Below are 16,853 nucleotides of genomic sequence, written 5' to 3' on the forward strand. Positions count from 1 at the left end.
ATGGCAAGTTTTCAAGGCACAAAAATAAATCCAACGTCTTTTCATAAGAGTCAACTACCGTTTTATCTATTCTTAATACCTTTAGCAATTTTAATGCTATTACCGATATTATTTATTTTTAATCATGCATTTAAACCTCAATCGGAGTTGTTTACCTTTCCACCTAGGTTTTTTGTAATTAATCCAACGTTTGATAACTTTATGGAATTATCAAGAGTAACAAGTGCTACTGGTATTCCTTTTTCAAGGTATTTAATTAACAGTATTTTTGTTACAACCATTGGCGTATTTGTTGCGATAACCATCACATCTTTATCTGCCTATGGTCTATCAAAGTTACACTTTAAAGGGAAGAAGATGTTGTTCGAAATTAATACAATCGCCTTAATGTTCGTACCAATTGCTGTTGGTATCCCTAGGTATTTGATTATAGCTAAAATGGGAATCATTGATACCTATTTTGCACACATATTACCACTTGTTGTGATGCCTGTTGCGATGTTTTTGATTAAGCAGTTTATTGATCAAACACCAAATGAATTGATTGAGTCTGCAAAAATAGATGGTGCATCTGAAATGCAAGTGTTCTTGCACATCATTCGACCAATTATTTCGCCAGCCATTGCAACCGTAGGTATTCTGGCATTCCAAGCAATTTGGAATGACGTAGCAACCTCAACAACGTTCATTAATGACGAATCTAAACGAACGCTGGCATTTTACATGATGAGTTTAACCTCCGCACAAGGCAACACCGTCGCAGGGCAAGGCATGGCGGCTGCCGCAGGGTTATTGATGTTTGTTCCAAACTTAGTACTATTTATATTCCTTCAAAGTAAAGTCATGAATACCATGGCACATTCGGGGATTAAATAATGAAAAAACTATTAATTGCGATTATATCGGTTAGTTTATTGATGTTTGTCCCATCAATGATTACCGCTAATAACGGGTTGACCTACACAACCTTTACCTATTCAACCACACAAGGTCGTGTGGTTCCAACCCAAGATGCTTACTTACCACTGAATATCAATCGTAGTATCGAGGGTTTAACTTTAAATGAACCTGAAGATATTACCATTGATAAAGAAGATAACATTTACATTGCTGACACTAAAAACAAACGTGTCATAAAATACAGTTTGAAAACAGAAGAGATACGCGTGATTGGTGATGGTTTTCTACTTGATCCTAAAGGCGTACACGTTGGACTAGATGGTCATTTATATGTCGCTGATTTGGGTCATAAAAAGGCATTTAAGTTTGTTTATGACAGCCTATTAGACGATTACGTGGTTGAAGTTACTTATGAAAAACCACAAGGTTCGGTATATTTTAGTGAACTGGATAAATTTGAACCAACGAAAGTTGTTACAGACAAAGGAAATAATGTCTACTTAGTTTTAGCTGGCGCGATTAACGGATTAGCTGAATTTAAAAACAATGGTGAATTCTTTGGATTCTTTGGTGGAAATAGAATACCAAACACGTGGGATAACATCGTTAAATCACTGTTATTTGATGAAGAACAACGACGAACGTGGTTTAAGATGATTCCAAAGCCGGTATACAATACCGCAGTTGATCAAAATGGCTTAATTTTGACAACCACAAAAGACGTACCAGGGTATTTAAAACTAAATATCGCTAATTTCGTTTACTCAAAATCGAACTGGGGATTTAACCGGTTAGAAGACTTATTTGTCGGTCCAAGTGATACAATTTTCGCTGTCAATAATGACGGTTATATTACAGAATATACGGCAGAAGGACAAGTGTTGTTTATCTTCTCTGGGAAAGACTACCTCAGTCAAAAGGGCTTATTTCAATCGCCATCGTCAATCGCGGTTGATAGTAAGAATAACATTTATGTCTTAGATAAAGGCGCTTCAAGTCTACAAGTATTTATACCGACTCAATTTGCTGATTTAGTTCATGAAGCCATTACACTTTACCAACAAGGTAGGTATCAAGAGTCCAAAGGACCGTGGCAAGAAGTCTTAAAGATGAATGCACTCTTTGATTTGGCTAATAAAGGCATAGGAGACGCGTTCTTTGCAGAAGGCAATTACGAAACAGCGATGCAATACTATGAGATTAGTCGTCACAGTGAAGGTTATTCGAATGCGTACTGGGAAGTTAGAAACGAAGCACTCTTAGATAGCGCAAGTTGGATCATTTATGTGATCATCGCTTTAATCGTATTAGCTATTGTCAACCGTTTTATTCCAGTTTATCGAGTCGTGTTTAAACCAATTAAAGATGGGCATAAATATTTAAAACGCTTTAAACTATATAATGAGTTGATGTTTGGTTTTTACCTGCTTAGACACCCACAAGACGGATATTATGGCATCAAACGAGAGAATAAAACAAGTAATTTCTCCGCATTCATTTACTTGATGCTCTTTTTCCTAAGTTATATATTTTATGGGTATAATACGAACTTCCAATTCAACAATAAGATTCCATCAGAGATTGATTTCCTTCAAGAAATCATTACGGTCTTTGTTCCGTTTTTCTTGTTTGTAATTGGTAATTATTTAGTTTGTAGTATCAGAGATGGTGAAGGAAAATTAAGAGATGTCTTTCAATCATCAGCCTACACACTATTACCTTTTATCATCGCATTACCTATTTTAAGTATTATGTCACATGGACTTACAGGCAATGAAGCATTCATTTATAGTTCACTATTCAATCTTGCAGTAATTGTGTTTGTAATCTACATGATTGTAATGGTTAAAGAGATTCATTTTTACGAAATGAAACAAACCCTAGGTAATATTTTTATTTCAATATTTACAGGGTTAATGATTTTACTTATGGTTGGAATCGTTTATATTTTATTAAACGAAATCGTTATGTTGTTTGTTGATATCTTTAAGGAGGTGACAAGTCGTGGTTAAACTAATTAAGTACTTGATTGTTGTGGTAATTACCGTTACGTTTTCTTTTGTGATTGTCAATGCAAGTCAATCAAAAAATACGGAAGGACTTGTCATCGATTTAAATCAAAACTTTCCATACATCGATAAAATGTTATTAGAAAGTTCGAGATTCACTCAAAAAGATGACTTTGATCCAACACTGGTCAATGATTATCATCAATATTACCAAGTTGACTACTCAGAAGAAGAGAAAGAAGACATGGGTTATGAGTTGGTCCTTGATAACGATAAATTGTCTGTTTACTTAGAGATAAATAGTTTCTCTGTTTTAATTCACAATAAAGAAACGAACTACTATTACAGTTCAAGAAGTGAATTTCAATCGTCTGACGGACGTTCAGAAGGTAATACACGTATTCGAGCAAGACATGCCTCAGGTATATGGGTCGAATACGTAGCAAGTCAAAACCCACAACGAAATCTAGCAATACCTTATGCGCTATTAGAGCTTGCGGATGCTGAGTTTGCTACAAACGGTATCATAAATGAAACGAATTCAAGAACATCGGTTTATGAATTGGTACCTGAAACGTATCGCAAGAATAAAGTAGAGTTAAAAAAACGAAATCAAACGACTAATCAATTAGTGATAGATGTGAATCTTAAGAGTATAGGATTAAGGTTTGATGTATCCTTAGAAATCACTGAAGATGGTCTATTTCATGTCTTTTTAGATCAAGAGAGCATTGTTGAAAGCAATGACGCGTATAAAGCAACCGCGATCTATTTATTTCCAAACATGGGGGCAGTTAGAGATACTAAAGCACCGGGTTATATGGTCATTCCTGATGGTGTTGGCGCACTTGTTAGATTTAAGGAACGTCATGAAACAACGCTCCAATCACGTTTTTATAATTCGGATTACGGTGTTTCCTCAACGACTTTTTCAAATTTGTCAGTACCTCTTTATGGGATCATTCATGAAGTGGGTCAAAATGGCATTTATACGTTTTTATCTGAGGGTGCAGAACAAGCCATATTTTATGCAAACTTAACGGATAACAACAATTACAATCGTGCTTATACGAAGTATGTCTTAAGAGACATTTACTGGCAAGTAATTGATAGACAAAATAACGGTCAAGATGCTGTTTTAAGTCAACGAAGTGATTCTAATTTTAAAATACATTTTGGATTTTTAGGCAGTGATGCAAACTATGTTGGTATTGCAAGTAGATATCAATCCTATCTAGTTGATAAAGGAATTTTAACAAAAAAAGCGCCTGAGTCAGATATCGATTTGCATTTGTCCTTTGTAATGAGTGATTTAGAACCATCGTTTTTATGGAGTAAACGTATTTCAATGACCAAAACAAACGATGTGTTAAGAATCTATGAAGAATTAAAAGAACAAGGTATTACCAATCAATCCATCAAGTTATTGGGTTGGAGTAAAGACGGCAATACCAATCGTTTGGACCGGATGAATTTTAACGAACGTGATAAGAATTACGATAAATTAAGCGAGCAAATTAATGCGGATGGCAATCAAGTCTTATTAAACAATGATTACGTTTATGCCGCAGAAAGTTCCAAACGCGTGAGTTTGATTAGCGATGTCACAAGAAATATTGCAAAAACACGAGTCACATTCGAAATCAATAGCTTGTCGACACGAAGAATGTTGTACTTTCTTGATCCAGCCAAAACAAGAGACAAACTACTCAGTGATTTATCTTTCTATGAGGATCATCACTATGGGTTATCTGCTGATTCGATTGGTCAAAGCTTAAACTCATTCTATCGAAAGAGTTATCACGAGCGTATGGATACAAAAGCGTATTATCAAGAAGCACTTGAGGCTTATGAATTTGTTTCCTTAGTCAACCCAAACGATTATTTGTGGCAATATACGGATCAATATTTAGATATGCCTGTCTTAAATGCACAGTATCGTTATTATACGGATTTAATCCCTTTAATTCCGATTATATTGTCAGGGCATGTCGCAATGTATACCTCTTATTTAAACTTTAATGCCATTGGGGAAGACCGGTTACTGATGATGGTCGATTACAATCTTTACCCAAACTATGTGTTAACGAGTGAAGATACATTTAAAATGCGATATACTGCCTCTAATGAACTTTACACAACCCATTATGATTCCTACAAAGCTGAAATCGTTCGTACGTACGGTTTTGTTAATGAGGCGTTAAAACACGTTAGCGGAAAGAAAATTGTTTCTCGTGAAATGATAGAAACAGGTGTTTCATTAGTTACTTATGAAAATGGGGTATCGATTTTAATTAACTACACCTCAAACGATGTTGATTATCAATCAATCACCGTCGAAAAGAAGAGTTATGAGGTGATCTTATGACAAAAGTAATGACGAAAGTAAAAGGCGCAATCTTAGCACCTTTTAAAAAAAGCGTTGAAGTGGTCGCTCGATTTTCAGGCAAACACATCAGTCCAATCTTTGAAAAATTGGCGTACCTACTGACTCATAATTTTATCTACCGAAATAAAGAATCAAACGTTGTGCTTTTTAGTATAATCAAAATCAAGGTAACAAGAAGAAGACGCGAACATTTTTATGGTTATATGTTTATCTCGCTGTGGATTATCGGGTTTTTGATCTTCACTTTGTATCCAATGTTTAATTCACTATACCTTAGCTTTACTGAAAGTTATCCTCATTTAACCAGAGGGATGTCAACCACATTTGTTGGGGTAAGAAACTACATTAATATCATAAGGAGTCAAAACTTAATCCCTGAATTTCAAAAATATATTGGTAAAATGCTTTTGTCTATTCCATTGATTATTGTTTTTTCAATTATGATTTCGATGTTAATCAATCAACCAATGAAACTAAAAGGCATTTGGCGTACGATTTTCTTTATGCCAGTCATCATTTCATCGGGTCCAGTCATTTTGGAGCTGACCCAACAAGACGCAGTAAGCTTACCATCAATTAGTGAAAGTGGTGCCATTGGTTTTATCGTCAACAATCTGGGATCTTGGATAGCTAATCCACTAGAGGCATTATTTAATTCACTCTTACTTATCTTGTGGTATGCCGGGGTTCCGATCTTGATATTTCTTGCGGGCCTTCAAAAAATTGATACCTCAATTTATGAGGCTGCATCCATTGATGGGGCATCGCCTTGGGATAATTTTTGGAAAATTACCTTGCCATCAATCAAACCGTTAATTAGTGTGGCGATCATTTACGTGGTGGTATCGATGAGTCTTTATGTCGAACCAGGTGGTGTATTAGATCAAGCAAAAATGCACATGCTAAATGGTGGGTCTGATTCAGCGCTTTACTTTGGGTATGGTTATGCCGCAGCAATCTCATGGGTTTATTTCATATTGATGCTTGCATTAATGGGTATATTTATCGGTGTTACATCAATTAGACGTAAGAAGGTGAAACGATGGAACTAAATAAATCACTATTTTCAATACAAAAAAAGCAAAAAGCGAAAAAAGTACTTTTTGGGATGCACACAACTGATGGGTTGATATATCGTTTTGTCTTGATTACGTTATTGATCAGTTTTTCTTATATTTATCTCTATCCAGTCTTATTTATGCTGGTTAATAGTTTAAAATCGGTTGATGACTTATTGAACCCAGGGGTAAGATGGGTACCAACCACTTTAGAATTTAACAATTATCAAACGGCATTTAAAGTACTTGATATGCCTTCGATTGTTTTTAGTTCAACGTGGTATGTTTTAAAAGTAAGTTTGATTACGACCATTTCCTCAGCTCTGATTGGTTATGGGTTTGCGATGTATGAATTTCCGTTTAAAAAATTATTCTTGTTTTTGATGCTTGCGACGTTTATTTTGCCGCCACAAGTATTGATGGTGTCAAACATGACGGTCTTTCGCTTGTTAGGCATTATATCGTCTTCTAAAACCATGACTTTACCAGCATTATTTGGACAAGGATTAAACCAATCAATCTTTATTTTGATATATTATCAATTTTTTAAGACGATTCCTCAAGTTTTAATGGAATCCGCTGAAATTGATGGTGCAAGTCAATTAAAGATATTCTTTAAAATTGCGTTGCCATCTGCGATACCATCCATTGTAATTGTTTTTCTATTTAGCTTTGTTTGGTATTGGAATGAAACGTTTATGACCGCACTTTACGTTGGAGGACAAGTAACGTTGCCTCTAAAATTACAAGCATTCGTTGATAGTTATAGCACCTTGTTTCAAGAAGGTACGATAGGCGCTAGACTCAACGAAGCAATAAAATTAGCTGGTACGATGCTCACCGTATTACCACTCTTAGTGCTCTATTTTTTCGCACAAAAGAACTTCACAGAGAGTATTGATCGTACGGGTATTACAGGAGAGTAAAACAATGAAAAAAATATCAATTATGATGATTTTCACACTCGCGATATTATTATCTGCTTGTAGTGAAAAAATATCACTCGAAAAATTAAAACCAGTCGATGATTGTAACGAACAAAGACTAGATGGTGGATGGGTATGCACTTGGGCAGATGAATTTGAAGGTGATACACTCGATTTAGAAAAGTGGAATTATGAAATTGATGGTGGTGGCGGTGGAAACAATGAACTTCAATATTACACCAATAAAAATACCTCAGTTGCTAATTCAGTATTAACCATTACGGCAAAAAAAGAAGAATACATGGGACGTTCTTATACCTCATCACGTATTACAACAAAATATAAAGGCGATTTTACTTACGGTCGTTTTATTATTCGTGCTAAAAATCCAGTTGGACGCGGTACTTGGCCGGCTGTTTGGATGATGCCAACCATGAACTCTTATGGTATTTGGCCGAAAAGTGGTGAAATTGACATTATGGAATACGTAGGTTATGATCCAACACGTGTTCATGGTACGATTCACACCGAACGATTTAATCACGGCCTTGGCACACAACTTGGCGGTTCTGTGACGCTACCAACGGCAAATCAAGAATTTCACGATTATGAGATTATTTGGAAACCAGGTACCATCACATGGTTTGTCGATGGGGATCAATATTACGAAGTCAATTACACACCACAATTCACAAGTGATTCAAAATATAATGAAGCATTTCCGTTTGATAAACCTTTCTTCTTGATCCTAAACTTAGCGATTGGTGGAAACTGGGGTGGCGTTCAAGGCGTCGATGATTCAATCTTCCCTGCGGCTTTTGAAATCGACTTTGTGAGGGTCTATCAGTTAGACTACGCATCCGTTGATAAAAAAGTACCTGAAAAGGTCGCAAATATTAACAAGGCAGAAGTGGCGAACACCATTCACTGGCAACGTGCATTTGATGATTATGATATCGAAAAATACGCGATTTATGTTGATGGAAAGTTTAATGGATACTCCAATCTTAATCAATACACACTGGTTGGATTAGAACCAAATAAATCTTATAACATCACAGTCGAAGCCATAGATTTTGTCGGTAGAACCTCTAAAATAAGTGAGCCATTTGTTTATAAAACCTAAATCAAGCTAGACAAAATTTAATCGATAATTAATAAAAAACCACTTAGACAATGAACCGCCCCCTGTCAAGTAGACAGTGGAAATAATTAAATAACTGATTCAATTTTTAAGGCTTGATTCCGAAATTCCATCGGAGTTAAGCCTTTTAGTTTTTCTTGGTACCTTTGTTTATTATAAAACTGGATGTATTGATCAATCGCTACTTTGAGTTGATTGATGTCGTGAAACTGGGTTAAATAGTACATTTCTGATTTAAGTGTACCCCAAAAACTCTCCATCGGTCCATTATCAATACACCTACCAACTCTAGACATACTGACTGTCATGCTTCTAGAAGTGAGCTTCTTTTGAAACACTTTATTCGTATATTGATACCCGCGGTCACTGTGTACCATCGGTTTGGCTTCCGGATTAAGTTGGAATGCTTTCTCGAAGGTTTCATTTACCAGTTGGTTATTATTCGATATACCCATTTTGTAACTGATAATACTGGTATCACACAGATCGATGATGGCACTTAAGTATAACTTAGTATTCGATCCAATCACCTTGAACTCGGTAACGTCTGTTAACCATTTCTCATTGGGATTATTAGCCTCAAATTGTCTGTTTAAGACATTCTCTGCTGTGATCTCTGGTCTTACTTTAATATACCCCTTACGCACTCTACGGATAACCGACGATACACCTAATTTCTTCATCAATCGTCTGATGCGTTTTACATTATAGTTCGTTTGATTCCGCTTATTAATCCATAAAGTCATCCGTCTATAGCCTAAGATACCTTTAAACTCATCATGATATTCAAGAATCAATTGAGATAACTCATGATTAATCTTTTCTTCATTTGTTTCTTCATGTTTTAACCACTTATAATAGCTGCTACGAACAATCAAAAGGATTTCACATAACACCAAAATAGGATAGTTTTTTGCCTCATGAAGCCCTTTTATCGTTTTGTATTTGGCTTCTTGGCGGATCTTGCTAAAATATCCCTCCTTTCGATCTCCTGGAATTTTTTTATGACTTCAGCCTCCATCTCCAGACGTTCATTCTTCCGTCTTAGAAGCTCAACTTCACGTTTTAGTTTCTCAATTTCACTTAGATTCTCTACAGGCTTTCTCTTGCCTCGTTCGTCCTTTAAACCAGCTTCACCTTCTACGTTGTATTTTCTGACCCAGTTATACACTTGTGAGTAGGCTGTCTCAAACTTCTCCGCTGCGAGTTTATATTCAAAGTTATGTTCAATCGTCCATTTCACTATATCTAACTTTTCTTCATAACTCACTTTTCTTGATTTCGCCATATAAACATACCCCTTTGGATCATACGCTTTGATCTCGTTATGTCTATTATACTTGGAAACCCAACTCTTAATCATTGAGTCTGATGTTATTTGATATTGTTTGGCCAGTTCTGCGTATGATCCTTTGCCATCGTGGTAAGCTTTAATCACCTTTAATTTGAATGATTTCATATAACTTTGGTTTCTTGGTTTATCCTCAAATGCCATACTTCCCATCGATTCATAGTTCCTGACCCATTGTTTAACACTGGATACGTCACATCCTAATTCACATGCGATTTCTAACATTGACTTGATTCCTGTTTGATATGCTTTGATTGCTTTGATTTTTGTTTCTTTACTGAATCTTGGTGTTCTTGACATAAGAAAAATCCCCTCTCTGTACACTTCTACAAACTTTAATTATTTGTAGTGTCTACTTTAAGGGGATCATATCACAATTCGAGTGGTTTTTATTCGTTTAAATCACAAAATATACTATATATAAATTAATTAAAAACAATTTATTAAAATAAAAGACTAAGAATTAGAGAACGCGTGTGGTTCTGTATTCTTAGTCTTTTGATTTATAGTTTTTTAAGTAATTCTAATCGATCTTTTAGGGCTTTTTCATAAACCGAATCTTCTTTGGGGTTAAAATAAGTTCTATCTTTGATTTTATCTGGTAAATATTGTTGTTTCACAACGGCGTTTGGATAGTCATGGGGGTATTTATAAAGACTCGGATTCTTAGCTATTTCACGATTGATAATGTGTTTGGGTATGTCACCTGTTTTGCCTGATTGATACTCAGCAATCGCCTCGTCTAGTGCGACATGAGCGGTATTCGATTTCGGTGATAACGCGGTTTCAATTACAGCCACAGAAAGCGGGATTCTTGCCTCAGGTAAGCCAACCTTAAGCGCCGTCTCACAAGCAGCTAAGACTTTAGGGCCAAGATTTGGATTTGCTAGACCAACGTCTTCATAGACAATCACTAAGAGGCGGCGAATAATGCTAGAAAGATCTTCTAAAACGATGAGTCTTGCTAGATAATGCAAAGAAGCATCAACGTCAGATCCTCTAATTGATTTTTGAAATGCAGAAAGTATCTCGTAATAGTTATCACTATCAGCGTCTAGTTTCAGTTGAGGCTTTCCTAGTGCTAAACGAGCAATCGCAGGTGTGATTACTTTTTGGTCCTCACCAAGAATTAAAACAGCCTCTAACATGTTAAGCGCAGAGCGAATTTCATGATTTGAGGTTTGTGCAATTAGTTTTAATGTGTCTTCTTTAACGATACTATCTGTTTCAACTTCATTAGAGCTTAATGCACGTTTTAATACAATCATGATATCCTCTTCGGTAATGTCATTGACACGGTAAACATGACATCTTGATCGAATGGCAGGATTGACACTCATGTAGGGATTGAGCGTCGTAAGTCCAATAATGGTGACTTTGCCTTCTTCAACAAAGGGCAGAAGATAATCCTGAATATCTGTTTTCATTCGGTGTATCTCATCGATGATTAATAATATGTCGTGGTATAGTGTCGTATCAACGATATCTTTTAAGCGATTTTTATTGTCAGTAGACGCATTGAACGTGTAGGTGTCAAGTTCACTTTGAATGGATACAAGATTTGCTATGGTGGTTTTTCCGGTGCCTGGGTTCCCATGTAGAATAAACGAAATCAGTCGTTTTTTCTTAATCATGTTTGTGATAATGCCACTTGGACCAACCAAATGGTCTTGCCCAACAATGTCTAAAAAAGTGGTTGGACGTAAGCGATGGGCTAATGGTTTCATAAATTTCGCCTCCTCATTTGTTACGATTATACCATAAAATGGGTCAATGACTTGCAAAAGTATGTCTAGTTTAGTTAAAATAAAGAACAAGGAGGGGTAGTATGTTTGATTATCGCTTATTTGAATTGATGGTAGATCCTTCAAGAAAGAAGAGACAAACCATTTTATCAACTGATGTCACCACGTTTTACATTTATTCTAAAGAAGAAGGGATTCTTTCAGGCAATCATGTCCTAAAGGCTTTTTTTGATTTTTACGACTTAGACATTGAATTTCGATTTCACAAAGAAGATGGAACCTCGTTTCGACGAGGTGATATCCTATGCTCAATCATAGGTAGAGCAAACGATGTGTATTATGTTTTAAATGATGTGGTATTGTTACTGGCTAGACTTTCGGGAATCTCAACGATTACTAATTATTACAAGTCAAAGCTGGGTCAGACAACGTTGTTAGATTTAAAGCAATACAGTCCTTTATATGAAGCGTTTGAAGCAAATGCCTTAGCTTACGGGGGGGCAAGAGAACTCGAAAACCTTCACTTAATTGATGAGCTTGAAATCGAAGCGTATGGTAACATCGAAGAGGCAATTGCTAAGGCTATTTATCTTTACAAAGACAAAAGAATTGGCATTGAAGTGACTGACATCAAACTATTTTATGATGTGATCAAAACGGATGTTGAGGTCATTGTACTAAAATATTTTAATGATGAAGCACTTAGAAGAGCAAGATTAGATGCCCCAGAGGATAAGATTTTGATCATCGGTGGAACTATTACACCTAATCGTTTAGAAATGATTTCAAAGATGGGTTATCCTTATTTAGCAACGCCATTTGTCCTAAACGCATCAAGAGTACTCGAGTTTGGTGTGAAACTCGGTAAATAGACTAGTAAAAAAAGACGTTTTATAGTAAAATAGTTTTGTTATACGGAGGAATGTAAACCATGGATTTGAAAGAATATATTGCATCAATTAAAGATTTTCCCAAAGAAGGCATTTTATTTAGAGATATTACCCCATTGATGTTAGATGGTAAAGCTTATAAGTTTGCTTGTGATCAAATGATTGAATACGCTAAAGAAGTAAAGGCTACGGTCATCGTTGGTCCAGAAGCTAGAGGTTTTATTTTCGGATGTCCTGTGGCATACGCTTTAGAACTTGGATTTGCACCGGTTAGAAAACCAGGCAAACTGCCAAGGGAAACGGTAACGGTGAAATACGATTTAGAATACGGTTCGAATGAATTATCGATGCACAAGGACGCCATTAAAAAAGGCGATCGTGTCTTAATTGTCGATGATTTACTTGCGACAGGTGGTACAGTCGACGCAACCATAAAATTAATTGAAAAATTAGGTGGTACGGTAGTAGGTGCCGCATTCTTTATTGAACTTGAAGCACTAGAAGGCAGAAAACTACTTGAAGGATACGACGTATTTGCATCCTTAAAGTACTAAAGGTTGTGTTATTTTGACAGAAATTATCACATTTGACCGGCTAATCGATCAAATCAAAAATTACATCCATAAAGAAGAGGATTTAAAACGAATTGAAGCGGCATATAAATTGTCGTTTTTTCAGCATGAAGGGCAGTTTAGAAAAAGTGGCGAACCCTACATCACGCATCCATTAGCCGTAGCACACATTTTAGCTATGTTAAATGCTGGTCCAAACACCTTGGTTGCGGCACTTTTACATGACTTAGTGGAAGACACATCAACGACACTAGATGACTTAAAAAATCAATTTGGCGATGACGTGAAAGAACTGGTTGATGGAGTCACAAAAATATCAAAAATTTCATTTAATGTGGAAGTTTCACAAGCAGATAATCATCAAAAAATGTTATTAGCTATGTCAAAAGACATTCGTGTGATTTTGATTAAGATTGCAGACCGTCTACACAACATGCGTACAATTGAGGCACAATCAATTGAAAAACAAGTGAAAATTGCGACTGAAACGCTTGATATTTATGCACCTTTAGCTCATAGACTCGGTCTATTCATTATTAAAGCAGAACTTGAAGACAGATGTTTGAAGATATTGAATGCACCTTATTATCATCGTATTTCAAATATGATTGAAAATCAAAAAAACATAAGGTCAAAATCAATCGAAGACATGATTACGGTCATCAATGAAGAGCTACACGCAAATCTAAAAAACACGTATAAGATTTTTGGACGAACCAAAAATATTTTTTCAATTTACAAAAAAATGGTCAATCAACAAAAAGCATTTGAAGACATCTATGACATTCTAGCCATTCGAATTATCGTTGATAAAATTGAAACATGTTATCAAGTCTTAGGTATCATTCATGCAAACTTTATCCCAATTCCAAAACGCTTTAAGGATTATATTGCAGTACCTAAACCAAACATGTATCAATCACTTCATACAACGATTTTATCGGACGATGGCGCCATTTATGAGATCCAAATTAGAACTGAAGAAATGGATCGTATTGCCGAATACGGGGTTGCTGCCCACTGGGCGTATAAAGAAAATAAAGAATATTCTAAGGAAAAAGAACAATTTGAAATTGCTCAAAAATTAAAGTGGTACGGTGAACTACTAAAAATGACCGAAGACGTTGATGATAATTCCAGTGGTGCCAATGAGTTTGTTGAGACCATAAAAACGGATATCTTAGAAGCAAATGTGTATGTATTTACGCCCAAAGGTCAAGTCATAGAGCTAAATAAAGGCTGTACCCCAATTGATTTTGCGTATCGTATTCACTCTGATATTGGTAATAAAGCCGTTGGTGCGATGGTCAATAACAAGATTGTCCCACTGGATTATGAGCTAGAAACAGGCGATATCGTCTCAATTCGTACGGCCAAAAATTCACCAGGACCATCAGAAGATTGGATTAAAATTGCAAAATCAGCGCATGCAAGGCATAAAATCAAAGGTTTTTTAAACAAACAAAATCGTGATCAATTATTTGAAAGTGGTAAGAATTCAGTTGATCGTGAAGCAGCGGCAAATAAAGCAGACCTGTCTAAATTAGACGATGAATTTGTCAAAAAGCACTTTTCGAAAAATATGGTTCTTGATTTAGAATCACTTTACATCGAAGTAGGTAAAGGAATCTTAAGTCCAAAAACGGTCATTGCCAAGCTCATTGGTAAAGAAATCGATAAAGAAAGCATTTTACAACGACAGTTAGAAAAAGCACAAAGAATTCTAACAACTAATCACTCCACTGGTGTGATTGTTGAGGGACTAAATACGCCACAAATTAAAATTGCGAATTGTTGCTTACCAGTACCTGGCGATCATATTGTTGGCTATGTGACAAAGGGCAGTGGTATCGCTGTGCACCACGAAGATTGTCCAAACATCAAATCACTCACAGAAAATCGATTGGTCGATGTCTATTGGGCAAGCAATATCACAAGAAAATACCCGACTCGAATTAAAATTATGGGTATTAACCGAGAAAATATATTAAGCGAAATCATTTCAACCATCAATTCAACCAATCTTACGATTGCCGAAATCAATGCGATTTCGAATCAAAACTTAGAGAACATAACAACGTTAAAATTATTGACATCGACACGTCAAGATTTAGAAACAGCGATGGTTAACCTACTAAAGATCAGTGATATTTATCACATTGAAAGGAAGTTTACGTAATGAGGGCGTTTGTTCAACGAGTCACACAAGCCAGTGTGGCTGTCGCTAAAGAAGATTACGAACGTTCAATTGAACAAGGGTTTTTGATCTTTTTTGGTGTTTCGGCATTTGATACAGAAGAAGACTATCAATTTATTTTAAGGAAAATTAAATCGTTGCGCATCTTTTCTGATGAGGATGGGAAAATGAATTTAAGTCTAAAACAAGTCAATGGCGAGATTTTACTTGTGTCACAGTTTACACTATATGGATCTGTGAAAAACAATAATCGACCGTCGTTTACAAATAGTGCGAACCCAACCATGGCAACAATGTATTATGAACGGTTGATTTCAGATTTATCATTGGATTACACAGTTAAGACAGGTATTTTTGGTGCTGACATGAAAGTGAGTTTACTCAACGACGGACCGGTTAGCATTTTAATCGACTCCAAGGAGGCATAAGATGAAAAATAAGGTAAATGGGCGTTACATAAACATCCTATTAGTGATGTTAATTATATTGGTTACCTACGTATTAAGCCCACTGTGGAGTACGATACTTCGCAAGGTTTTTCTAACGTTTTTACCAATATTAATCGCATTTTCATTGGCTTTCATTTTAAATCCGATTGTTAGCTTTTTAGAAAAGAAAGCGAAACTTCCACGAATTGTTAGCATTCTTGGTCTTTATGTATCGATCATTAGTTTGGTTTTATTCATTATTTTTGGATTGGTTAAGCCTGCCGTCGGCAGTTTGGCAAATTTATCGATTGGTTTAGAGAACTTATTAGACCAAGTTGGAAAAATCCTAAATATTGATACAAGTGGCATTGCAGTTCAATTAGGTGATGTTCTTGAGAAGGTTTATGTGTCGATATTTAACTTTTTCACAGCCACCGGTGAGTCTGCTGAAGACGTCATTGGTGTGGTGATAAGTGGTGCGGTTGTTGTCATTGTTGGGATCATTTTCTTAATGAATTTTAATCAAATTATTTCAAAAACAGCGGATTTCTTAAAAACTAAGGAAGATCCGACCATTTATTTATATGTAAGAAATTTGTATCGTGAACTGACTAATTACCTATCAGCAGAAATAATTATTGCTGGCATTCAGTTTGTTGAATACACGACCTTATTCTTATTAATTGGAATTTTCAATCCGGCATACTTAGAAGTAGCCTTTGTATTGGGGTTTACAGCAGCGATTTTTTCATTAGTCCCTTATTTTGGCGGTTATTTATCGTCTGCTTTTATGATTTTACTCGGTTTAAGTTTACCATACGCATTTTACTCATTTATTCCAATTGGCGTTTTCATGCTAATTTTCCCGAATTTAGATGCGTATGTCATCAATCCTATGATCTATAAGAAACAGATGAAGTTAAATCCGATTTTATCGATTTCTGCAATTTTATTAGGTCAAACGATGTTCGGAATAATTGGTGTCATTATCTCAATCCCACTTGTATTGGTTTTAAACGTAACCTTTGATTTTTATAAGATGCCGATTAAGGCAAAACTAAAACAGTTCAAAGACTCGTTATAGTGATTGACAAAAAGAGTCCATTAAGGTAATATGTAACTATAAATTAATCGTCTGATGAGGAAAAAGAATCATAACTCCATTATTTAAAGAGAGGATCGCTTGGTGAAAGATCTAATAATGACTTATGAGGGACACTTTTGGAGGACATTCTACGAGAGGG

Annotated in this window: 14 protein-coding genes; 11 read left to right on the forward strand and 3 right to left on the reverse strand. The window is 35.7% G+C overall.

What is annotated here, in order from left to right; all coding sequences use genetic code 11:
* The 6 genes from BN853_RS04070 to BN853_RS04095 are packed head-to-tail and all read left to right on the forward strand — an operon-like array spanning position 1 to position 8,408.
* Positions 1 to 876, forward strand: coding sequence for a carbohydrate ABC transporter permease (locus BN853_RS04070; protein WP_030004682.1), 876 nt, complete (start codon positions 1 to 3; stop codon positions 874 to 876).
* Positions 876 to 2,912 carry a YIP1 family protein gene (locus tag BN853_RS04075; RefSeq protein ID WP_030004683.1) on the forward strand — a complete coding sequence of 679 codons (2,037 nt, stop codon included), beginning with the start codon at positions 876 to 878 and terminating at the stop codon, positions 2,910 to 2,912. The genes BN853_RS04070 and BN853_RS04075 overlap by 1 nt, the downstream gene beginning before the upstream one ends.
* On the forward strand, positions 2,905 to 5,277 hold the full coding sequence (locus tag BN853_RS04080) for a DUF5696 domain-containing protein (protein WP_030004684.1): 2,373 nt from the start codon (positions 2,905 to 2,907) through the stop codon (positions 5,275 to 5,277). The genes BN853_RS04075 and BN853_RS04080 overlap by 8 nt, the downstream gene beginning before the upstream one ends.
* On the forward strand, positions 5,274 to 6,350 hold the full coding sequence (locus BN853_RS04085) for a carbohydrate ABC transporter permease (RefSeq protein WP_030004685.1): 1,077 nt from the start codon (positions 5,274 to 5,276) through the stop codon (positions 6,348 to 6,350). The genes BN853_RS04080 and BN853_RS04085 overlap by 4 nt, the downstream gene beginning before the upstream one ends.
* Complete coding sequence (locus tag BN853_RS04090) at positions 6,341 to 7,282, forward strand: carbohydrate ABC transporter permease (protein WP_030004686.1); 942 nt, start codon at positions 6,341 to 6,343, stop codon at positions 7,280 to 7,282. The genes BN853_RS04085 and BN853_RS04090 overlap by 10 nt, the downstream gene beginning before the upstream one ends.
* Before the next feature lie 4 nt (positions 7,283 to 7,286).
* Entirely contained in the window at positions 7,287 to 8,408 is a 1,122-nt protein-coding gene (locus tag BN853_RS04095; protein WP_030004687.1) for a family 16 glycosylhydrolase, read from the forward strand.
* 86 nt (positions 8,409 to 8,494) lie between these two features.
* On the opposite strand, the gene BN853_RS04100 is transcribed toward BN853_RS04095, so the two are convergent.
* The 3 genes from BN853_RS04100 to BN853_RS04110 form a co-directional block, all read right to left on the reverse strand.
* Positions 8,495 to 9,322 (reverse strand): IS3 family transposase, encoded by an 828-nt coding sequence (locus tag BN853_RS04100; protein WP_030004561.1) that lies wholly within the window; start codon positions 9,320 to 9,322, stop codon positions 8,495 to 8,497.
* Positions 9,323 to 9,357: 35 nt separating this feature from the next.
* Positions 9,358 to 10,077 carry a helix-turn-helix domain-containing protein gene (locus tag BN853_RS04105; protein ID WP_030004688.1) on the reverse strand — a complete coding sequence of 240 codons (720 nt, stop codon included), beginning with the start codon at positions 10,075 to 10,077 and terminating at the stop codon, positions 9,358 to 9,360.
* Positions 10,078 to 10,280: 203 nt separating this feature from the next.
* Positions 10,281 to 11,504 carry a replication-associated recombination protein A gene (locus BN853_RS04110; protein ID WP_030004689.1) on the reverse strand — a complete coding sequence of 408 codons (1,224 nt, stop codon included), beginning with the start codon at positions 11,502 to 11,504 and terminating at the stop codon, positions 10,281 to 10,283.
* A gap of 101 nt (positions 11,505 to 11,605) precedes the next feature.
* On the opposite strand from BN853_RS04110, the gene BN853_RS04115 reads away from it, so the two are divergent.
* The 5 genes from BN853_RS04115 to BN853_RS04135 are packed head-to-tail and all read left to right on the forward strand — an operon-like array spanning position 11,606 to position 16,693.
* Complete coding sequence (locus BN853_RS04115; RefSeq protein ID WP_030004690.1) at positions 11,606 to 12,394, forward strand: beta/alpha barrel domain-containing protein; 789 nt, start codon at positions 11,606 to 11,608, stop codon at positions 12,392 to 12,394.
* A gap of 59 nt (positions 12,395 to 12,453) precedes the next feature.
* Positions 12,454 to 12,966: an adenine phosphoribosyltransferase gene (locus BN853_RS04120; RefSeq protein ID WP_030004691.1), complete on the forward strand. Its 513-nt coding sequence runs from the start codon at positions 12,454 to 12,456 to the stop codon at positions 12,964 to 12,966.
* 13 nt (positions 12,967 to 12,979) lie between these two features.
* A complete protein-coding gene (locus BN853_RS04125) occupies positions 12,980 to 15,163 on the forward strand; it encodes a RelA/SpoT family protein (protein ID WP_030004692.1) in 2,184 nt (727 codons plus the stop codon).
* Complete coding sequence (gene dtd, locus BN853_RS04130) at positions 15,163 to 15,609, forward strand: D-aminoacyl-tRNA deacylase (protein WP_030004693.1); 447 nt, start codon at positions 15,163 to 15,165, stop codon at positions 15,607 to 15,609. The genes BN853_RS04125 and dtd overlap by 1 nt, the downstream gene beginning before the upstream one ends.
* 1 nt (position 15,610) lies before the next feature.
* Positions 15,611 to 16,693 carry an AI-2E family transporter gene (locus tag BN853_RS04135; RefSeq protein ID WP_030004694.1) on the forward strand — a complete coding sequence of 361 codons (1,083 nt, stop codon included), beginning with the start codon at positions 15,611 to 15,613 and terminating at the stop codon, positions 16,691 to 16,693.
* Positions 16,694 to 16,853 lie beyond the last annotated feature (160 nt).

This window comes from Paracholeplasma brassicae (assembly GCF_000967915.1).
Classification (GTDB): domain Bacteria; phylum Bacillota_I; class Bacilli_A; order Acholeplasmatales; family UBA5453; genus Paracholeplasma; species Paracholeplasma brassicae.